We start from the raw sequence: 16,965 nt of genomic DNA on the forward strand, positions 1-16,965 counted from the left end.
GCCATCGGCATTCCGATCGGCATCGTCATGTCCCGTTCGGATCGCTTCCAGAATATCGTCAATCCGATCCTCGACGTGATGCAGACCATGCCGAGTTTCGTCTATCTGATCCCGGTCGTCATGCTGCTTGGCATCGGCAAGGTGCCGGGGCTGATTGCCGTGGTCATCTACGCGATACCGCCGATGATCCGGCTCACCAATCTCGGCATCCGTCTCGTCGACAAGGATGTGCTGGAGGCTGCCGATGCCTTCGGTTCGTCGGGCTGGCAGAAGCTCAAGAACGTGCAGATGCCGTTGGCCCTGCCGACGATCATGGCCGGCATCAACCAGACGATCATGATGGCGCTCGCCATGGTGGTCATCGCCTCGATGATCGGTGTTCAAGGTCTCGGTCAGCCGGTGCTGAAGGCGATCGCCAACCAGTACTTTACCCTCGGCATCTTCAACGGCCTCGCCATCGTCGGGATTGCGATCATCTTCGATCGTGTCAGCCAGGCCTATGGCCACCGCCTGCAGAAGCATCGCGAGATCATCCACGGCTGAGCCTTGGGGATCAAGAAAAGTGAAGGCCCCGGTGCGAAAGCGCCGGGACCTTTGTTCTTTCGGGAAAGGCTCACGTACGGGCAGAGAGGATGCCGGTGGAAAGTGCGACACCACCAGCCGTGAGGATCGCGGCCAGCATTTCGAACGGGCCAATCTGCTCGCCGAGCAGGACCGCGCCGCCGATCATCGCGAGCACCGGGGTCAGTGCGGTGAAGGCTGCGGCCTGGGTGCCGCCGAGGCTCTTCACCGCAAAGCCATAGGCAACCATGGCAACGAGACCGGACAGGATGCCCTGGCTGGTGATCTGCAAGGCGATCTCCTGGGCCGGGACGCTGGCAAGCGTGCTTCCGAAACAGGCTGCAAGCGCCAGATGGATCAGGAACGACCAGACGGCAATCAAGGCGCTTCCTTGCAGCGGGCTCAGCCCGGAGCGGCGGAATGCGTGGGTGTAGATCGCCCAAAGCGTCGCCGCCGCTGGCAACAGGGCATATCCGATCCAGCCGGCGGACGCTGAAGCCGCGAGATTGCGCGTCAGCAGGATGGCGACGCCGGCGACGATCGCGGCAAAACCCGCCATCCGCATCCGGTCCGGACGTTCACCAAAGATGGTGATGCTGATCAGGGCGGTGGCAAGCGGCATCGAGCCACCGAGAAGAATGCCGACGGAGGAGGCGGGAACGGAATGGATCGCAAATGCCGAGACCTGAAAGAAGACCGCACCCGAGCCCGCGACCATGAGGCCGAGAAGCAGGACCGGCAGCTTGCGCGGCAGTAGGCCGGCCTTCAGCCAGACCGGCGCAAGCAGGAGGGTCGGCACGCCATAGCGGATCAGGCCGAGGTCGATCGTGCCGAGTGTAGTGCCCGCCGAATGGCGGGTCGCGAGAATCCAACCCGCCCATATGAGGACGGTCACGAAGGCACCGGCATAGCCGGCGGCGACAGGCGTCGTATTGCCGCGATCGAAGGCGAGCGCAACCATTTGAATTTCCTTCCCGATTTGAGTATCTCAGGGGCTTTTGGGTCCGGAAGGAAGATTACGCCCTGAAGGCAGGGCATGTCCTTGCGATTTATGCCCAAAGCAGGCTATAGTTAGCAATAATGTGCCAATAGATACCTCTGAAGTTTGTGATCATGCCAAATCTCGATAAATTTGACTTCGCCATCCTCAGGATACTCCAGGAGGATGCGCGCGCGACGAACGTCGAGATCGCCGAAAAGGTCAATCTTTCGCCGTCGCCTTGCTTGCGGCGCATCCGCAATCTGGAAAAATCCGGCATCCTGCGTGGCTATCGCGCCGACATCGACCGCAAGGAAGCCGGCCTCGGGCTCACGGTCTTCGTGGAGATCAAGGTGGGACGGCACAGCCGCGAGAATGCACAATTGCAGCAGGAGGCGCTGCTCGCCATTCCCGAGGTGGTGTCCTGTTTCCTGATCTCGGGCAATGCCGATTTTCTCGCAGAGGTCGTCGTCGAGGACCTCCCGGCTTACGAGAAGCTCCTGACCGATACGCTGCTTGCCCTGCCGGGTGTGACCGATATCCGCTCGAACTTCGCGATCCGGTCGATCAAGACGGGTGGGCCTCTGAAATTGCCCGAGCCGCGCTGAACGCCGGGCGATTGCCGGTCTCGGAGCGTCGCCGGCACGCGATTGATTCCCGTTAAGTTTCAGTAAGGTTCTGGAATTGGCCGCAATCGCGATTATCTGATCGCGGTGAACAGCTTTGCCGCGGCAACGGAGCCAGTGACCCATTCATGAAAATCAAGGCGATCTTCAATCGTGACGGCGGAACCTTCCGCACGACGGATATGGCGGCCTATGGCCAGAAGGTTGAGGAGGTCTTCCACGCCGCTGGACATCGGATCGAGATTGCCGCCGTTTCCGGAAATGAAATGCGCGAGACGCTGGAGCGCACATGCCGCCGCGACGATCTCGATGCGATCCTTGCCGGCGGTGGCGACGGTACGATTTCTGCGGCTGCCGGGGTCGCCTGGAAGAACCACATGCCGCTTGGCGTCGTTCCCGCCGGGACGATGAACCTTTTCGCCCGCACGCTGAAGCTGCCGCTCGATATCTGGAAGGTGCCGGAAGTGCTGGCAAACGGAGTGATCATCGACGGCGATATCGGCAGCGCCGATGGCCGGGCCTTCGTGCACCAGTTTTCGATGGGCCTGCATGCCCGCATGGTGCGCTACCGCGAGTCCTTCAGCTTTCGTTCGAGGGCGGGCAAGATCGCCGCCAGCACGCGTGCCGCCGTTGGCGTGATTCTCAATCCGCCTGATTTCGAGATCGAGTTCGACGTCGACGGACACAAGGAAAGCCGCCATGTTTCAGCGGTTTCCGTCTCCAACAACCCGTTCGGGCGCGACACGCTGATGTATGCCGATGATGTTACGGCCGGCCATCTCGGCTTCTATACCGCTCCGCCCCTGAGTCCGCCGGGCGTCGCCAAGCTCGCCTTCGATGTCATGCGCGGTAAATTTCGCGATAGCCCGCTGATTACCACCATGAGCGGTCATGCGCTCGATCTGCATTTTCCCAAGGTGGAGCGTAAGATCAACTGCGTCATCGACGGGGAACTCCTGCCGATGGGCCGTGACGTCGCGCTTCGTATTCACCCCGGTGAACTCAAATTGCTCGTCGGTGCCGACCGCGACGGCGCGCCCATCCAACGCGACGGGTCGTCCACTCATCGGGAAGGGTCGGCGATCCAGAAGTAGCCGAAGCCGTAGCGATCCGGCAGATTGCCGTTGAGATAGGGCAGGGCGAGTTGCTGCGGCTTCATCGCCTCCTCAGCCACGCCGAGCGACTTCAAGATGTCGAGAAGCCCTTCAGGTGGTTGAGCATCGAGCTTTCCGTTGTCGCTCCAGACCACGAGGAGCGGTCCGGTCAGATGCTCGATCGGAGAACTGCTGTTTCCAGCCACGAAAACCTTGGCGCCGTGCAGACGCGTGCGCACATTGCCCCCAAGTAGCTTGTCCGAGGCGATGACCATCGCCGGCTCGGCTCCCTCCTGTTTCACGACGGTGTCGACAAGGGTGCTATAGGGGATGCTCAGCCGCGACAGCTTGCCGAACCAGGGGCGAACGACGGCGCGGGCCGACACGACCACCACGGTGGTAACGACGATGAAGGCGACGAGCAGCAGGAAGGGGCGAACGCTTCGCGCGGTGTCGACGCCGGATGCCTCGACCTTGAGGGCGAGGTAAAGCGGCAGCAGGACGAGAAAGAGAACCAGCCACTTCTCCCGCATGTGCGTGGCGCCGACGGCCAGCATGATCAGCAGTACGGCACCGAGGCACAAAAGCAGCATGCGCCCGATGACGCGTGTCCAGGGGCTTTCGGCGCGCCAGATCGCCGCCAGGTCCTTGCGGAATACCAGAGCAAAGACGACCAGCGGAATGGCGGCGCCGCGAAGTGAGGCGGCGACCAGTGCGATGACCCCTTTGAGCGCCTTCGTCAGGTAGCTCGTCTGTTGCGCCGTTCCCATTTCATGGAGGGTATTGCGCGAGGCAGCACCGAGGTTTTCGAGAATCCAGTAGCCGTGCGGCAGCGCAATCAGTGTGCAGACGGCGATGGCAACCAGGATGCGCCAGTCGAAGATCCGTGCGCGCAGCCTGGGCTCGGGCAGGATCGCAAGAATCGCGGCGGTTGGGACGAGTGCGAAGTTGTACTTCGAGATGACGCCGATGCCGACCGCCGCGCCCGTCAGTATATAGGCGAACAGACTTGGCCGCGTCATCGTCCGGATGAAGGCGTAAAGGAACAGCGACACGGCAAACAGCGCGGCGACCGTATGCGAAAGGTCGCGCTGCGCGAGCAGGAAGATCGGCGGAAAAGTCAGGACGCCGACCGTTGCGATGGCTGTCAGGCGCCGATCGTTCAGGACCTCGCGTGCCGCGAGGCCGTAGAAGAGACAACAGAGAAACAGGAGCCCGTTCTTGAGCACCGTCATCGTCGCGAGCGACGGCCCGAAGAGCGAGGTGAGCCCGTATTGCAGCCAGTTGTAGAACGGGGGCTGCGAGCCATAGCCAAGCATCAGGAACTGCGAGACGAAGGCTTGTTCCGACTCGTCGATCTCGAGCGATGTGGAAACGGCGAGGCGCAAGCCGATGCAGAGCAGGAAATAACCGGCAATCAGCGCAACGGTGATGTTTGGCCGACGATTGACGACGTCAAGCATCGCTTGGGTCCCGGGCGAAGATCTGTCGCACGATGTAGTTGGTGGTATCGTCGTCGCGGAAATAGGTTCGCGCCATCATTTCCGCCAGGATGCCCGTGGTGATGAGCTGGACGGACGAGAGGAAAAGCATGACGCCGACGATCAGCAGCGGTCGCGTGCCGATATCGTTTCCGAGGATAAACTTGTCGAAGCCGAGATAGACCAGGATCAACGCGCTGAGCGCGCCGGTCGCAAGCCCGATCGAGCCGAAGAAGTGCCCCGGGCGCGCCTTGTACCGCATGAAGAACAGCACCGACAGCAGATCGAGAATCACGCGGAAGGTTCTGGAGATCCCATATTTGGACTGGCCATGCTGGCGCGCGTGATGGGTAACGGGCATCTCGCCGATGCGGCTGCTCGGCACCACGCCGGCGACCCAGGCGGGGATGAAGCGGTGCATTTCCCCCATCAGCTTCACCTGCTTGATGACGGAGGTCCGGTAGACCTTCAGGCTGCAGCCATAGTCGTGCAGCCTGACGCCGGTGATCTTTCCAATCAGGCGGTTGGCGCACCAGGACGGGATCTTCCGGAGCAGGAGGCCGTCCTGCCGGTTCTTTCGCCAGCCGACGAGCAGGTCGAGCTGGCGCTCCTCGATCGCCTTGACCATTTCGGGGATGTCAGCCGGATCGTTCTGCAGGTCGCCGTCGAGCGTGGCGATCAGGCGCCCGGCAGCAGCGTCGATGCCGGCCTGCATCGCCGCCGTTTGCCCGAAGTTCTTCTGCAGTTCGACGATCTTGAGGTCGAGGCCGGGGTCGGAAAGCGCCTTCCTCGCATTTACAAGCGTTCGGTCGGTACTGCCGTCGTCAACGAGGATCAGTTCCCAAGGAGAGGGAAAGTTCGCCAGCGAATCGCGGACCCGCGTGATCAGAGGCTGGATGCTGTCCTCCTCGTTGAACACGGGAATGACGACGGATAGTTCGATGGAGTACATGGAAACAGCTCGTACATGCGGCGGCGCTTGCGGTGCCGCAAGATTTGGATTGGGCTACATAATCGTTTTCTTGCACAGTTATCGGTGATAACCAACGTTCAATCTTGCGTGTCAACACGGGAAATCGAGACCTGATGATTTCGGATTGCGAGTCCGACCGGCGATCCTGGCTCGCCCGCAACCGGATGACATTGCTTTCGGCAGCTGCCATTGCGGCCTACGCGGCCTTTGTCGAATGGTTCTGGGGATGGCCGGCGCTGTTGAAGCAATGGTCGGAGATCGGCTTCGGTTCGGCAGTCTCGGCGCTGGTGCTGCTTGTCGCGACCTATTTCATTCGTTGCTACCGCATCTATGATTACTTCCCGAAAGAAACCGCTGGCCGTTTCCTGCCGCTATTTCGCGTCACCCAGGTTCACAATCTTCTGAACATCATGCTGCCGTTTCGCGCCGGCGAGACGAGCTTTCCGCTCCTGATGCGCTCGGAGTTTTCCGTGCCGCTTGCGCGCGGAACGTCCGCTCTCCTGGTGATGCGTCTGCTCGACTTGCACGCGCTTCTCGTTGTCGCCGCCGTCGGCCTTGTCATCGGGCGTGGGTCAGCCGTCCTTTGGGTCGCGTGGCTTGCCGCGTTCGTCTCGCCGCTTCTCTTCTTTCTTTTGAAGGATCAAGTGATTGCGCTGGCGCGCCGGCTGTTGCCGACAAAGCTCGATGCCATCGTGGACGAGTTGGAGGCGGGCGTTCCCGCCAACATCGTCGCGTTCCTGCGCGCCTGGGGCATGACCATCCTCAACTGGGCGGTCAAGGTCATCGTTCTTGCCTGGGTGCTGGCCTTCATGGGCGTTGCGCCGCTGGCCGCCTGTTTCGGCGGCGCCCTCGGCGGCGAGCTTTCATCGGTGCTGCCGATGCATGCGCCCGCCGGCGTCGGCACTTATCCCGCCGCGATCGCAGCCGGGGCCATATCCTTCGGCGCTCATGCCGATCGCGCCGGGCTGGAGCAACTCGCGGCCGCCGGCGTCAACGCGCACCTTCTGATCATCGTGTCCGCGGTGGCGGGCACGATGTTGTCGATGGCGCTCGGGAGACGGCGTTAGCTCTACTGGAACGAGGTCTCGTAGAAGCTTCTGAGCTTGCGGGAATGCAGCTTCTCCGGTGGCATGGCCGCCAGTTTCTGCAGTGCCAGGATACCGATCTTCAGATGCTGGCTGACTTGCGTCTTGTAGAAAGCGGTCGCCATGCCCGGCAACTTCAATTCGCCATGCAGCGGCTTGTCCGATACGCAGAGCAAGGTTCCATAGGGCACGCGGAAGCGGAAGCCGTTGGCAGCGATCGTCGCCGATTCCATGTCGAGTGCTATGGCACGCGCCTGCGACAGGCGTTTGACCGGGCCGCGCTGGTCGCGAAGTTCCCAATTGCGGTTGTCGATCGTCGCAACGGTGCCGGTGCGCATGATCTGCTTGAGATCGTAATCGCGGTAACCGGTGACCTCGGCAACGGCATCCTGGAGTGCCACCTGCACTTCGGCGAGCGCCGGCAAGGGGATCCAGACCGGAAGGTCGTCGTCGAGAACATGATCCTCGCGCATATAGGCATGCGCGAGCACGTAATCGCCAAGACGCTGGCTGTTGCGAAGACCGGCGCAGTGGCCGAGCATCAGCCAGACATGCGGGCGCAAAACGGCGATATGGTCGGTGATCGTCTTGGCATTGGACGGGCCGACGCCGATATTGACCATGGTGATGCCGCCGTGCCCCTTCTTCTTCAGGTGATAGGCGGGCATCTGCGGCAGCCGTGCGAGCGTAAAGTCGGTCTCAGGCTTGTCGGCGCCGGCCGGCGTGATGATGTTGCCGGGCTCGACGAAGGCCGTGTAGCCGTTGCCGCCTTCGGCCATCTGCTGGCGGGCCCAGGCGCAGAACTCGTCGATATAGAACTGGTAGTTCGTGAAGAGCACGAAGTTCTGGAAGTGCGTGGCGCTCGTCGCAGTGTAGTGGCTGAGCCGCGCCAGCGAATAGTCGATACGCTGGGCCGTGAAGGGCGCGAGCGGCGAGGGCTCTCCAGGACCCGGCTCGTAGGAACCGTTGGCGATCTCGTCGTCAGTCGTCGTCAGGTCAGGCGCATCGAACAGATCGCGCAGTGGAATGTCGATGGTGTTCGCTGCCGAGGCCTTCACATAGGCGCTCTCGCCAAAGGCAAAATGCAAGGGGATCGGGGTCGCCGATTCCGAGACCGTGACACCGAGGCCGTGGTTGCGCATCAAGTGGCCGAGCTGTTCCTTCAGATAATGCCGGAAGAGCTTCGGCCGGGTGATCGTGGTCGTATAGACACCGGGTGCGCTGACATAGCCGTAGGACAGGCGGGAATCGACATGGCCGAAGCTGCTCGTCTCGATGCTGACCTGCGGATAGCAGGCGCGATAGCGTGTCAGCGGATCGTCGGTTTTTCCAAGCCCCTCGAAAGCCTCGCAGAGGAACCGGGTGTTGCGCTCGTAAAGCGCCTCGAGGCAATCGACAGCAGCCGCAGGATCGTCGAAGTACTGCGGCTCGAAAGGCTCAGGCGTTGCGACGGAAAGGACGGAGTGTGAAGAGATTCGCTTGTTCATGTCGCATTATAGGCTGCAGCTTCTGACAAGCAAACGACAAGATATCTGCGTGCACAACCGCGTCGCGATCAGCCTGTCGATGGGTTCAACGGGGGCTGGCAAGGATGATGGCGCTGCCGAGGAGCGCGACAGTCATGCCAGCGAGATCCCATCGGTCGGGTCTGACGCCCTCTGCCAGCCAAAGCCAAAGCAGCGAGGCGGCGATATAGACGCCGCCATAGGCAGCATAGGCTCGGCCCGCAGCCGGACTGTCGATCAGGGTCAGGAGCCAGGCAAAAAGCGCGAGCGATACCATGCCGGGGACGAGCCAGAGGATGGACTTGTCGAGCTTCAGCCAGGCCCAGAAGGCAAAGCAGCCGGCGATTTCGGCAAGGGCGGCAAGCGTATAGACGAGATAGGCGGGCATCGGGCTGACAAGGCTTGTTGTGGCAAATCCTGCTGCAGGTGTCCTTTGATCGGAAAACCGTGCAACAACTCAAAGTGCGGCGGCGACCGTAGCGCGTCTCAAAAAAATGCGGCGCTGTCGATGCTAGAGGACAGGAAAGCGGCATCAAGTGCAAGCCGGAAAGATAAAAGGGGCGCGATCGCCCCTTTTCATGAAATCCGATCGGGTGGCACCTGCATCACGTCATCGACTGGCGCTGCAGGGTGACGAAGAGGACAAGGCCGGCGCCCTGCTTGCCGATGCCGGCGCCGTTGGCCTTCGAGTAGGCAAGCGCCCCAACCGGTGCCATCAGCAGGCCGGCCAGTGCAAGCACACGCAGCGAGAGAAACGCGGATGTCGAAAGAGCGGCCAGCATGTTCGTTTCTCTATCAGATCACGAGGTGATCGGTTTCACTTGGCGGTGGAGCAGGGCGAGCCCGGTCCGTTCCGCGTTAGAGCTTGGCCTGGCAGTATTGCGCCGTATGTGCGGTGCAATCCGTCAGCGAGCCGAGATAGGTGTTGCTGCGGCGACGTTCGGTGTCCGCGCTGACAGCAGCGGCGAGAGTTACAGCGAAAACGACCATCAGAAGGCTGATGATGGTGAGGCGCCGAGCAAGGATATCCATGGTTCTGTCCGTTGTTTGGAGGCAGGTTCAAATCGATTGAGTGTGTTTTCGCATACCCAAACTGAATTGATGCTGAGATGTCCGTTCATCTGGCGTTCATCTTCGGTTGCATTTGAGCGTGCTGCCGCTCGATCCGGGTGATGCCGAACGCCGCGATGGGGTGCGATTGGCCTAAGTGCCGCAATGCGCGAAGGGGCAAGAACGCCGGGCATAGCGGTGGGACGCAGTGACTAAGCCACGGACTGCGCATGCGAAAAGGGCGGCCGATGGCCGCCCTTTCGATAAGTCAATGCGTCTAGTACCGCGCGGCGCCTAGAGGCGCGTCCAGGTCTGCGACTTGCAGAGCACTTTCAGGACGCAGCCCTTCATCTTCAGCGAATTGCCGTCGACGGAGCCCGAACCGCTATAGGTCTTGTCGGTATCGGGATCGGTAATTTCGCCCGAATAGCTGCCATCGGTGCCGGAAAGATTGCCGATGCGCTTGCCGGCATGCTTGCCGGTCTTCAGCGTCACGCAGAAGGCGCCGCCACAAGGGGCAATCTCCGCGGTCGCTCCGCTTGCCGTCTTCCAGTTGCCGACGATCGATTCTGCCGCTGCAGCCGTCCCGGCAATGCCAAGGGCGAGTGTCGCGGTCATGAGCAAGGTACGTAACATTCCAGTCCTCCAGATCGAGACCGCCGACGTGGTCCGCTCCGTCGGCTGCTCTTGAGATGTCCTCGTGTGCAAAGGCAGGCTCCTCACCGCCGCGCGCACGGTAGCTTACGCGCACGTAAAGGTAAACAAGCCCTGCGGCGGCTTCCGATGCTTTTTCTGGGTCGTTTCAAGCCGGTCGAAATCTAGGAAATCTTGGCGCCTCCGCCACCGTCGATCTTTTCGTGGTTAGCGTTTGGTTGAAATCGGCAGTTGAATTTTTCGTAAATTTTGAAGCGAATGCGCCGGATTCTCGGACTTCCGATGTTTAACAAAAACTCAAGTTTACCAAGTGTTTGAACTTTGTTTGTCGCAAATTAAGCATGCATTTTAAGCGCGCATTGAAAGCCCTGCTGCATATTGGAGCCATAAGACGAGCGGACAAAAACGCTCCGACAAACCACCGAAGACGACGCCGCAAAAAGATGGTGCGCTTCGGAAAGGCCCGCAAAGAGGCAAGGTCGAACAGGGACCAAAACAAGTGCTGATCTGGAGCATGGCTCGCCCGAAACGGGCGGGCCGCTTCGGGAAAACCAACCAGGCAAAACAGGGACAAGACAATGGCACGCTTTGATATGCAGATTGCTTCGGATGCCGCGATGGGTGGTGACAACCAGGCGGAAATCTTCTGTGAAATGGGCCTCGCCTATGCAACGGGCCACGGCCGCCCGGTCGATCTCGTCGCCGCCCACAAGTGGCTGAACATCGCTGCGATCAAGGGCTGCGACCGCGCCGTTGACCTGCGTGCCGATCTGGCGATGACGATGAGCAAGGCAGACCTTGCAGCAGCGCTGCGCGCCGCTCGCGAATGGATGACCGTTCACTGAACGAATGAGGCGGCCGCCGAACGGCCGCCGGCCGAACGACCGGGATCTGAAGCTGGATCAGGCCAGCTTTTTCAGAACCTCGGGCAGGGCGGCCTCAAGCAGGTCCATCTCCACTTCCGGTCCCGTGCTGATGCGGATGCAGCGGTTCAGGGGCGCCACGCCCGGCATCCGGATGAAGATGCCATGGTCGCTCATCAGGGTATCAACGATTGCACGCGCATGGACCGTATCGCGGCCGCCGTCGACCGCTACGAAATTGGTGGCGGAGGCGAGCGGTGTCAGGCCGTTTTCCACTGCAATCGCCGCAATGCGCTCGCGGGATGCTGCAATCTTCCTAGTCACTTCCTTTAAGTAATTCTGGTCCGCAAGCGCGGCGATCGCTGCCGCGACACCGATCCGGTTCATGCCGAAATGGTTGCGGATCTTGTCGAAGGCCTGCGCCGTGCCCGGCGTGCTCACGACATAACCGACGCGCGAACCGGCAAGACCGTAAGCCTTCGAGAAGGTGCGCGTACGCACGACGTTCGGCCTGTCGATCAAGGCATCGATGGCCGGCAGCGAATCGGCCGGTGCCGTCTCGCAATAGGCCTCGTCAAGGATAAAGAGGGTTGTCTCGGGCAAAGCCTGGGCGAATTCGACGATGCGCTCGGCCGGCCACCAGCTTCCCATCGGATTATCGGGATTGGCGAAATAGACGAGCGGCGCATTTTCTCGCTTCACGGCGTCCAGCAACCCGCCGAGATCCTCCCGGTCGCCGGTATAGGGCACCGTCACCAGCCGACCACCGTGACCGACGACGTGATAGTTGAAGGTCGGATAGGCGCCGAGTGACGTGACGACCGGCATGCCAGGCTCGATCACCATGCGGACGATCTGGCCGAGCAATCCATCGATGCCTTCACCGATCGCGATATTGGCTGGCGTGGTGCCGAGATGAGCCGAAATTGCCTGCTTCAGGTCGTGGTTTTCCGGATCGGCATATTTCCACGTTCCGCCTGCCGCTTCATTGATAGCCGCCAGGACACTTGTGGCTGGACCGAACCCGCTTTCGTTGGCGCCTATACGGGCTGCGATGGCTCGCCCCCGCTGCCGTTCAATAGCCTCGGGGCCGACAAACGGAATGGTGGAGGGAAGGGATTGGATGAGCGGCGTGAAGCGAGAGAAAGCGGACATGCTGAAGAATGAGCCCCGTTCGAACAAAGTCCGGGGAACTTAGCGCATGCCGCCGCAATTCGGAATCATTCCCGCGAGAAAACTGCTCGAATTCCTTGGTCGTCCGTTTTGCCCTGATCGGTGACCTTACCGCCGCGGCTTTGCATTCTTCACCTGGCCGGTGAAGAATTCTTGCCGGATGATCTCGCGCAGCAAGGTCTGCTCGATCGGCTTGATGAACTGGACGCCGATGCGCTCGCCGTTGCGATAGACCTCGGCGCAGCCGATTCTCAGCGAAGTGCCGACGATATGCAGATAATAGTGTTGTGGCAGGCCGATATTGGTATCGACCGCAAAGCTGGCACCGCCGCGCGATATGTCGATCATCCGGCAAGGACGCACGGAAACATTTGCGAGACCCGGCTGCACCGCTGTCAGCGTGCCCGCGTGCCCGATGGAGAATCGCTCATAGCGTCGCTCGTAGAAAGGCGAGGGGACGCACGAATACATTGTCTGGTTCTGCATGCGTCGTTCTCCGCCAGTGCCGGATCAGTCGGCGCGCTGAGTTTCTGAGCGCATCCTTCGACCCCGGACAATTCATTTGTCCCACATCGTTTCGGTGGGCAATTTCCACCGTTACTAGAATCAGCTTGGCAGCAGAAACTTGCAATCCCCTGAAATCGATCACTAAAAATCTAATGTCGCTCGCTTTGCATCGAAAGTCAGAGCCCGCCACTGGAAAACTGGATCCGAATGAGGCGCCGCAAGAAATCGGGCGAGAGCAGCATGTTGAAACGCACCCCGAGTTCGGTGCCTTCCCGGTGAACCTGAGAACAGCCGATTTCCTCCTTGAAACCTTCGATCTCCAGAAAGAAATGTTTCGGCAGCAGGATCGTAGCATTGAAATCGAGCATCGCGCCGGCAACCGAGATATGGCGCAGCAGGCATTGATACTTGGTTTTCGCTTTCAACTGCTGGCCGATGACCAGGATGCGACAGGGGCGCTCGATAAAATAGTGCTGATGGGTCGTCGCAAGCTGGCCCGGCTTTCCTTCCGCGACATGCATCTTCATGGACATGGCAAGCTCCGAGACCGATGCCTTTCGTAACTCCCGCAGCGCTGTCATCGAAAGAATCGACGACGGTGCCGCTATCGTGTTTGAGCTAAGCACATCGACTTGCTTCGACCTTGCGCCGTCCAGGCGCGTGGCGGGCAAATTATGACGCGTGCGTACATTGAAAGCCCACATCTCATACGTAATACTTTCGTCAGGCATGACCGGGGCGCCCGATGTGGTGATTCCGAGGGCAGATGGGCGAGGGCGTCGTCCGTCGTTTGCAAGCCGGGCAAGGCGAAGAACGATGGTCGGTGCCGGAGGGAATGGCATGTTCACGGGGCATTCGCGGCATTGGCTGCCGCTCTCTATTCTTTGTATGGCGTTGTTTGTGTCGGTGTCCGATGCATGGGCTGCCAAGCGCGTCGCACTGTTGATCGGCAACGAGAAATATGAAGCGACGTCGCCGCTGAACAACCCGGCCAATGACGTGGAACTGATGAAGGTCTCTTTCGAGGAGGCAGGCTTCGATTCCGTCACGACCGTGCACGATGTCAGCCGCCAGGACATGGTCAAGGCGCTGCGCGACTTCGAAGATCTAGCGACCGGCGCCGAAGTCGCGATCGTCTATTATTCCGGCCATGGCATGGAGATGAATGGCGAGAATTTTCTGCTTCCCGTCGACGTGCAACTGAAGACGGACAAGGATGTGGAAGACGAGGCGATCGGGCTCGACCGCGTTCAGCGTTCGCTCGAAGGCGCGACCAAGCTCAAGCTCGTCATCCTCGACGCCTGCCGCAACAATCCCTTCGAACAGAGCATGACCCGCTCGATCTCGACCAGGGCGGTCTCACGCGGGCTGGCGCGTGTCGAGCCTGAATCGGCCGACCTGCTTGTCGCCTTTGCTTCCAAGGCCGGCACGGTTGCGCTCGACGGCGAGGGCAAGAACAGTCCATTCGCCATGGCGCTTGCCAAATATCTGACCGAACCGGGGGTCGATGTCCGTATTGCCCTTGGCAAGGTGCGCGATGAAGTGGTCTCGGCGACCAATCGCGGCCAGGAGCCGTTCGTTTATGGCTCGCTCGGCGGTGCGCAGATCTTCCTCAATATCAAAGAGGTGAACATCAACATCACCAACAATGGTGGCCAGCTTTCGCCCAACAGCCAATCGGAGGCGGCTGCCGACTGGCAGAACATTCGCGATCTTGCAGACAAGGATCTGATCGCGGCGTTCCTCGCGAAGCACGGTTCCGATCCGGTCTACAAGATGCTTGCCGAGAAGAAGCTGAAGCTGCTGACCGAGGCCGAGCAGACGTCGAGCGTGACGCCTGACGAAATCGCCTGGGATGCGCTCAAACTATCGACCGACGCAGCCGCCCTGACGCGTTTCATCGAGCGCTATCCCGACAGCAGGTACAAGGCGGAGGCCGAGCAGCAGATCGCAGCGCTCGAGCCGCAAAAGGGTCTCAATGTCTCGCCGACCGGAAAGGACACGCAGGCCTCGCGGGACTGTTATCTGCTCGCGGGCGAGCCGCAATCGATGCCGGGTTTCCTCGGGGTCAATTTCCTGAAGCTTGATTCCGAGCGGGCGTTGACTGCCTGTGCCCAGGCCGTCAACGAGAACCCGGATGACATGATGCTCGTCAACATGCTGGGACGGGCCCAGGATGCCGGCCGCAACTACGTCGACGCGCGGCGCAACTACGGCAAGGCTGCYGACGGCGGCAATATGTATGCGCTGACGAATCTCGCCTGGTTCTCGATCTATGGAACCGATGGGCCGGTGGACGTCGACCAGGGCAAGCGCATGTTCGAGCAGGCGGCCAAGGGCGGCAACGCTTACGGCCAGGCGTCGCTCGGTTGGCTTTATCGTGAGGGCTATGGCGGCATCGCGCAGGATTATGCCGAGGCCGCCCGGTGGTACGAGCTGGCGGCCAACCAGGGCTATGCCAATGCCATGGCGACGATGGGCTGGTTCTACCGGGAGGGGCTCGGACTGCCCAAGGATCTGGCGCAATCGCTCTCCTGGTACAAGAAGGCGGCCGAAAGCGGCGACACCAATGCCATGTCTTCGCTCGGCTGGGCCTATCAGAACGGCTTGGGGGCCGAGCAGAACTACGGCGAGGCCAAGGTCTGGTACGAGAAGGCGGCCAATATGGGCGATTCCTACTCCATGGCCTTGCTCGGTTGGTTCTATGACATCGGCAATGGTGTCTCGCAGGACTATGTGCAGGCCCGCACCTGGTATGAGATGGCCGCGAATGCCGGCAGCGCCTACGCGATGGGCAATCTGAGCCGCATTTATGATTTTGGCCTCGGCACAAAAGCGGATGCGAAGGAGGCGGTTCGCTGGGCGGCAGCGAGCATTGAGGGCGGCGACCCGGCCAAGCTGGAAGAGGTGAGGACGCAGCCCAACAATTTCACGCCGGCCTTCCGCAAGGAGATGCAGGCCCTGCTTAGGGATCGCGGCTACTATGGCGGACCGATTGACGGCGACTTCGGCGCCGCCACGCAGCAGGCGATCGAGCGTCTCGCGCGCAAATCCTAGCGTTCGAGATGAAGGCGGGCGGACTTGGGTCTTTCCTACCAGGTGTGAGAATCGGTCGACGGCAAATCTCGAAACGGTGCCCATGTCCCCCGCTATTCTGCGGGAATAGCTTGTTGCTTCGCCCACACCTTCGCTTCCTGCCGGCAGGACCCACATGAAAATGAGAGGAATTGTCGGAAACCGACAAAAAAATCTTGCATTGGCCGCTGAGTGACACTAGTCAGGCGCTAACGGAGAGGTGGCCGAGTGGTCGAAGGCGCTCCCCTGCTAAGGGAGTATACCGGAAACGGTATCGAGGGTTCGAATCCCTTCTTCTCCGCCATTCCCTTGGCGAGATCCGAAAAACACCAACAGCTTCCTGATCCCAAGGCTTGGGTAGCCGGCATAGCGCCGGGCCGGTTGTCGGTGGCACGCGGGACTTCTTCTTCCGGGCAGCGTCGTGGCCTCGCCAACTTGGTAACGGACTGACGCAGCGCGCTGAACGTTGGAGCCAGTCGGTTAGCGGCTCCTGAAAATCCCGCAAATGGTCTTTGCAAAATCCGGAGCGTTCGGCAGGTGTCTATCGCCTTCGCTCATCGCCGACAGGTTCGCAGTTGGATCGTCGACGTCCGCGCCAATCGCACGCACTCTCTCGCTCGCTCAGGCATCGATCGTCGCCTAGGCTCTCTGTGGGTTTGGTTCGTCACTGGACGCTCCGTTCTCGCCGCGCTGGCCGCGATTCTCGCTGCGCTAGAATCACCGATGCGTCTTGTTTGCGAATCTCGGCGTTGATTCTGATGAAACTTTCGGAGTCGGGTGGTCCATCTTGTTCTCATTTCTTGGAGCGAATGCTGTTTTAGCCGCTTGCTGTCGAGGCGAACTCACCGTTTGTGGCCGCGCTTTCCCCCATTTTGGGCAGCTTTCTGCCTCTTTCTGAAACAGCCGATGGGTAGTCCCCCTAGGCTAAACCCCCGCCGTCAAAGGGTTTTCTTAATGCTTTGTTAATTTTCTTCTGGGGTCTGCGGCGATTTTGTGTCGTTTCAGCAACAGGGTTCGGCGAAGGGCGACGCAAAGCACGTGATCTCGTTAGTTGGACGTTGCGCCGATGATCCGGTCTTGTATTTTCAACTCCGGAAGCAAGGGCGGTTGATCGTCCGACTTCTTGAACGTTGGGGATGGGGCAGGGAAAGCTGTCCTTCAGCAAAATACCCAGACCCGTTTGAAACTTTTGACTGGAGGTCAGAAATGAACATCAAGAGCCTTCTTCTCGGCTCCGCTGCTGCTCTCGCAGCAGTTTCCGGCGCACAGGCAGCAGACGCAATCGTCGCAGCCGAGCCGGAGCCCATGGAATACGTTCGCGTTTGCGACGCTTTCGGCA

At 60.5% G+C, this 16,965-nt stretch carries 18 protein-coding genes and 1 tRNA gene; 8 read left to right on the forward strand and 11 right to left on the reverse strand.

The window, feature by feature from the left end:
• Window positions 1–543, forward strand: a 543-nt coding sequence (locus tag AB4Z53_RS34930) for an ABC transporter permease (RefSeq protein ID WP_441599977.1), incomplete at its 5' end; no start/stop codon positions are given.
• Window positions 544–613: 70 nt separating this feature from the next.
• Here the strand turns inward: AB4Z53_RS34930 and AB4Z53_RS34935 are convergent.
• Window positions 614–1,522, reverse strand: a complete 909-nt coding sequence (locus tag AB4Z53_RS34935; protein ID WP_113541534.1) for a DMT family transporter — start codon at window positions 1,520–1,522, stop codon at window positions 614–616.
• Between the two features lie 152 nt (window positions 1,523–1,674).
• Here AB4Z53_RS34935 and AB4Z53_RS34940 point away from each other — a divergent pair, with 152 nt between their 5' ends.
• Complete coding sequence (locus AB4Z53_RS34940; RefSeq protein ID WP_113541533.1) at window positions 1,675–2,148, forward strand: Lrp/AsnC family transcriptional regulator; 474 nt, start codon at window positions 1,675–1,677, stop codon at window positions 2,146–2,148.
• A gap of 146 nt (window positions 2,149–2,294) precedes the next feature.
• A complete protein-coding gene (locus AB4Z53_RS34945; RefSeq protein ID WP_441599979.1) occupies window positions 2,295–3,260 on the forward strand; it encodes a diacylglycerol/lipid kinase family protein in 966 nt (321 codons plus the stop codon).
• Here AB4Z53_RS34945 and AB4Z53_RS34950 read toward each other — a convergent pair.
• Window positions 3,230–4,723, reverse strand: a complete 1,494-nt coding sequence (locus tag AB4Z53_RS34950; RefSeq protein ID WP_441599981.1) for a glycosyltransferase family 39 protein — start codon at window positions 4,721–4,723, stop codon at window positions 3,230–3,232. The two genes, AB4Z53_RS34945 and AB4Z53_RS34950, sit on opposite strands and share 31 nt — an antisense overlap.
• Window positions 4,716–5,693, reverse strand: coding sequence for a glycosyltransferase family 2 protein (locus AB4Z53_RS34955; RefSeq protein ID WP_441599982.1), 978 nt, complete (start codon window positions 5,691–5,693; stop codon window positions 4,716–4,718). The genes AB4Z53_RS34950 and AB4Z53_RS34955 overlap by 8 nt, the downstream gene beginning before the upstream one ends.
• 134 nt (window positions 5,694–5,827) lie before the next feature.
• Between AB4Z53_RS34955 and AB4Z53_RS34960 the strand changes: the two genes are divergently transcribed.
• Window positions 5,828–6,781 carry a lysylphosphatidylglycerol synthase domain-containing protein gene (locus AB4Z53_RS34960; RefSeq protein ID WP_441599984.1) on the forward strand — a complete coding sequence of 318 codons (954 nt, stop codon included), beginning with the start codon at window positions 5,828–5,830 and terminating at the stop codon, window positions 6,779–6,781.
• Between the two features lie 2 nt (window positions 6,782–6,783).
• Here the strand turns inward: AB4Z53_RS34960 and AB4Z53_RS34965 are convergent, their stop codons facing one another.
• From AB4Z53_RS34965 to AB4Z53_RS34985, 5 genes are all read right to left on the reverse strand, one after another.
• Window positions 6,784–8,286: an AMP nucleosidase gene (locus AB4Z53_RS34965; RefSeq protein WP_441599985.1), complete on the reverse strand. Its 1,503-nt coding sequence runs from the start codon at window positions 8,284–8,286 to the stop codon at window positions 6,784–6,786.
• A gap of 85 nt (window positions 8,287–8,371) precedes the next feature.
• Window positions 8,372–8,692: a YnfA family protein gene (locus AB4Z53_RS34970; protein WP_113541527.1), complete on the reverse strand. Its 321-nt coding sequence runs from the start codon at window positions 8,690–8,692 to the stop codon at window positions 8,372–8,374.
• Window positions 8,693–8,909: 217 nt separating this feature from the next.
• Complete coding sequence (locus AB4Z53_RS34975; protein WP_162261310.1) at window positions 8,910–9,086, reverse strand: hypothetical protein; 177 nt, start codon at window positions 9,084–9,086, stop codon at window positions 8,910–8,912.
• Between the two features lie 76 nt (window positions 9,087–9,162).
• A complete protein-coding gene (locus AB4Z53_RS34980) occupies window positions 9,163–9,336 on the reverse strand; it encodes a hypothetical protein (protein ID WP_034804185.1) in 174 nt (57 codons plus the stop codon).
• Window positions 9,337–9,648: 312 nt separating this feature from the next.
• A complete protein-coding gene (locus tag AB4Z53_RS34985; protein WP_113541526.1) occupies window positions 9,649–9,990 on the reverse strand; it encodes a DUF2147 domain-containing protein in 342 nt (113 codons plus the stop codon).
• Window positions 9,991–10,586: 596 nt separating this feature from the next.
• Here AB4Z53_RS34985 and AB4Z53_RS34990 point away from each other — a divergent pair.
• Entirely contained in the window at window positions 10,587–10,853 is a 267-nt protein-coding gene (locus AB4Z53_RS34990; RefSeq protein ID WP_057252835.1) for a sel1 repeat family protein, read from the forward strand.
• A gap of 57 nt (window positions 10,854–10,910) precedes the next feature.
• Here the strand turns inward: AB4Z53_RS34990 and AB4Z53_RS34995 are convergent, their stop codons facing one another.
• From AB4Z53_RS34995 to AB4Z53_RS35005, 3 genes are all read right to left on the reverse strand, one after another.
• Window positions 10,911–12,026: a pyridoxal phosphate-dependent aminotransferase gene (locus AB4Z53_RS34995; RefSeq protein ID WP_441599988.1), complete on the reverse strand. Its 1,116-nt coding sequence runs from the start codon at window positions 12,024–12,026 to the stop codon at window positions 10,911–10,913.
• Window positions 12,027–12,152: 126 nt separating this feature from the next.
• Window positions 12,153–12,530 (reverse strand): PilZ domain-containing protein, encoded by a 378-nt coding sequence (locus AB4Z53_RS35000; protein WP_113541524.1) that lies wholly within the window; start codon window positions 12,528–12,530, stop codon window positions 12,153–12,155.
• Between the two features lie 197 nt (window positions 12,531–12,727).
• The gene (locus AB4Z53_RS35005; protein ID WP_441599990.1) at window positions 12,728–13,282 is read right to left on the reverse strand and encodes a hypothetical protein; all 555 of its coding nucleotides are present in this window, start codon (window positions 13,280–13,282) and stop codon (window positions 12,728–12,730) included.
• 175 nt (window positions 13,283–13,457) lie between these two features.
• Here AB4Z53_RS35005 and AB4Z53_RS35010 point away from each other — a divergent pair, with 175 nt between their 5' ends.
• The 3 genes from AB4Z53_RS35010 to AB4Z53_RS35020 form a co-directional block, all read left to right on the forward strand.
• Window positions 13,458–15,608: a caspase family protein gene (locus tag AB4Z53_RS35010; RefSeq protein WP_441599992.1), complete on the forward strand. Its 2,151-nt coding sequence runs from the start codon at window positions 13,458–13,460 to the stop codon at window positions 15,606–15,608.
• 232 nt (window positions 15,609–15,840) lie between these two features.
• Window positions 15,841–15,930, forward strand: a tRNA-Ser gene (locus AB4Z53_RS35015).
• Window positions 15,931–16,832: 902 nt separating this feature from the next.
• On the forward strand, window positions 16,833–16,965 hold a 133-nt coding region (locus AB4Z53_RS35020; protein WP_201723516.1), incomplete at its 3' end, for a porin.

Source organism: Ensifer sp. 2TAB8, assembly GCF_052115125.1.
Lineage (GTDB): Bacteria > Pseudomonadota > Alphaproteobacteria > Rhizobiales > Rhizobiaceae > Ensifer.

Excerpts from the sequence above, each read along its gene's own strand:
- AB4Z53_RS34975 (WP_162261310.1), bottom strand. The coding sequence starts at position 9,086 with ATGCTGGCCGCTCTTTCGACATCCGCGTTTCTCTCGCTGCGTGTGCTT.
- AB4Z53_RS34965 (WP_441599985.1), bottom strand. The coding sequence starts at position 8,286 with ATGAACAAGCGAATCTCTTCACACTCCGTCCTTTCCGTCGCAACGCCT.
- AB4Z53_RS35005 (WP_441599990.1), bottom strand. The coding sequence starts at position 13,282 with ATGCCTGACGAAAGTATTACGTATGAGATGTGGGCTTTCAATGTACGC.
- AB4Z53_RS34995 (WP_441599988.1), bottom strand. The coding sequence starts at position 12,026 with ATGTCCGCTTTCTCTCGCTTCACGCCGCTCATCCAATCCCTTCCCTCC.
- AB4Z53_RS34945 (WP_441599979.1), top strand. The coding sequence starts at position 2,295 with ATGAAAATCAAGGCGATCTTCAATCGTGACGGCGGAACCTTCCGCACG.
- AB4Z53_RS34970 (WP_113541527.1), bottom strand. The coding sequence starts at position 8,692 with ATGCCCGCCTATCTCGTCTATACGCTTGCCGCCCTTGCCGAAATCGCC.
- AB4Z53_RS35000 (WP_113541524.1), bottom strand. The coding sequence starts at position 12,530 with ATGCAGAACCAGACAATGTATTCGTGCGTCCCCTCGCCTTTCTACGAG.
- AB4Z53_RS34955 (WP_441599982.1), bottom strand. The coding sequence starts at position 5,693 with ATGTACTCCATCGAACTATCCGTCGTCATTCCCGTGTTCAACGAGGAG.
- AB4Z53_RS34935 (WP_113541534.1), bottom strand. The coding sequence starts at position 1,522 with ATGGTTGCGCTCGCCTTCGATCGCGGCAATACGACGCCTGTCGCCGCC.
- AB4Z53_RS34985 (WP_113541526.1), bottom strand. The coding sequence starts at position 9,990 with ATGTTACGTACCTTGCTCATGACCGCGACACTCGCCCTTGGCATTGCC.
- AB4Z53_RS34980 (WP_034804185.1), bottom strand. The coding sequence starts at position 9,336 with ATGGATATCCTTGCTCGGCGCCTCACCATCATCAGCCTTCTGATGGTC.
- AB4Z53_RS34960 (WP_441599984.1), top strand. The coding sequence starts at position 5,828 with ATGATTTCGGATTGCGAGTCCGACCGGCGATCCTGGCTCGCCCGCAAC.
- AB4Z53_RS34940 (WP_113541533.1), top strand. The coding sequence starts at position 1,675 with ATGCCAAATCTCGATAAATTTGACTTCGCCATCCTCAGGATACTCCAG.
- AB4Z53_RS34990 (WP_057252835.1), top strand. The coding sequence starts at position 10,587 with ATGGCACGCTTTGATATGCAGATTGCTTCGGATGCCGCGATGGGTGGT.
- AB4Z53_RS34950 (WP_441599981.1), bottom strand. The coding sequence starts at position 4,723 with ATGCTTGACGTCGTCAATCGTCGGCCAAACATCACCGTTGCGCTGATT.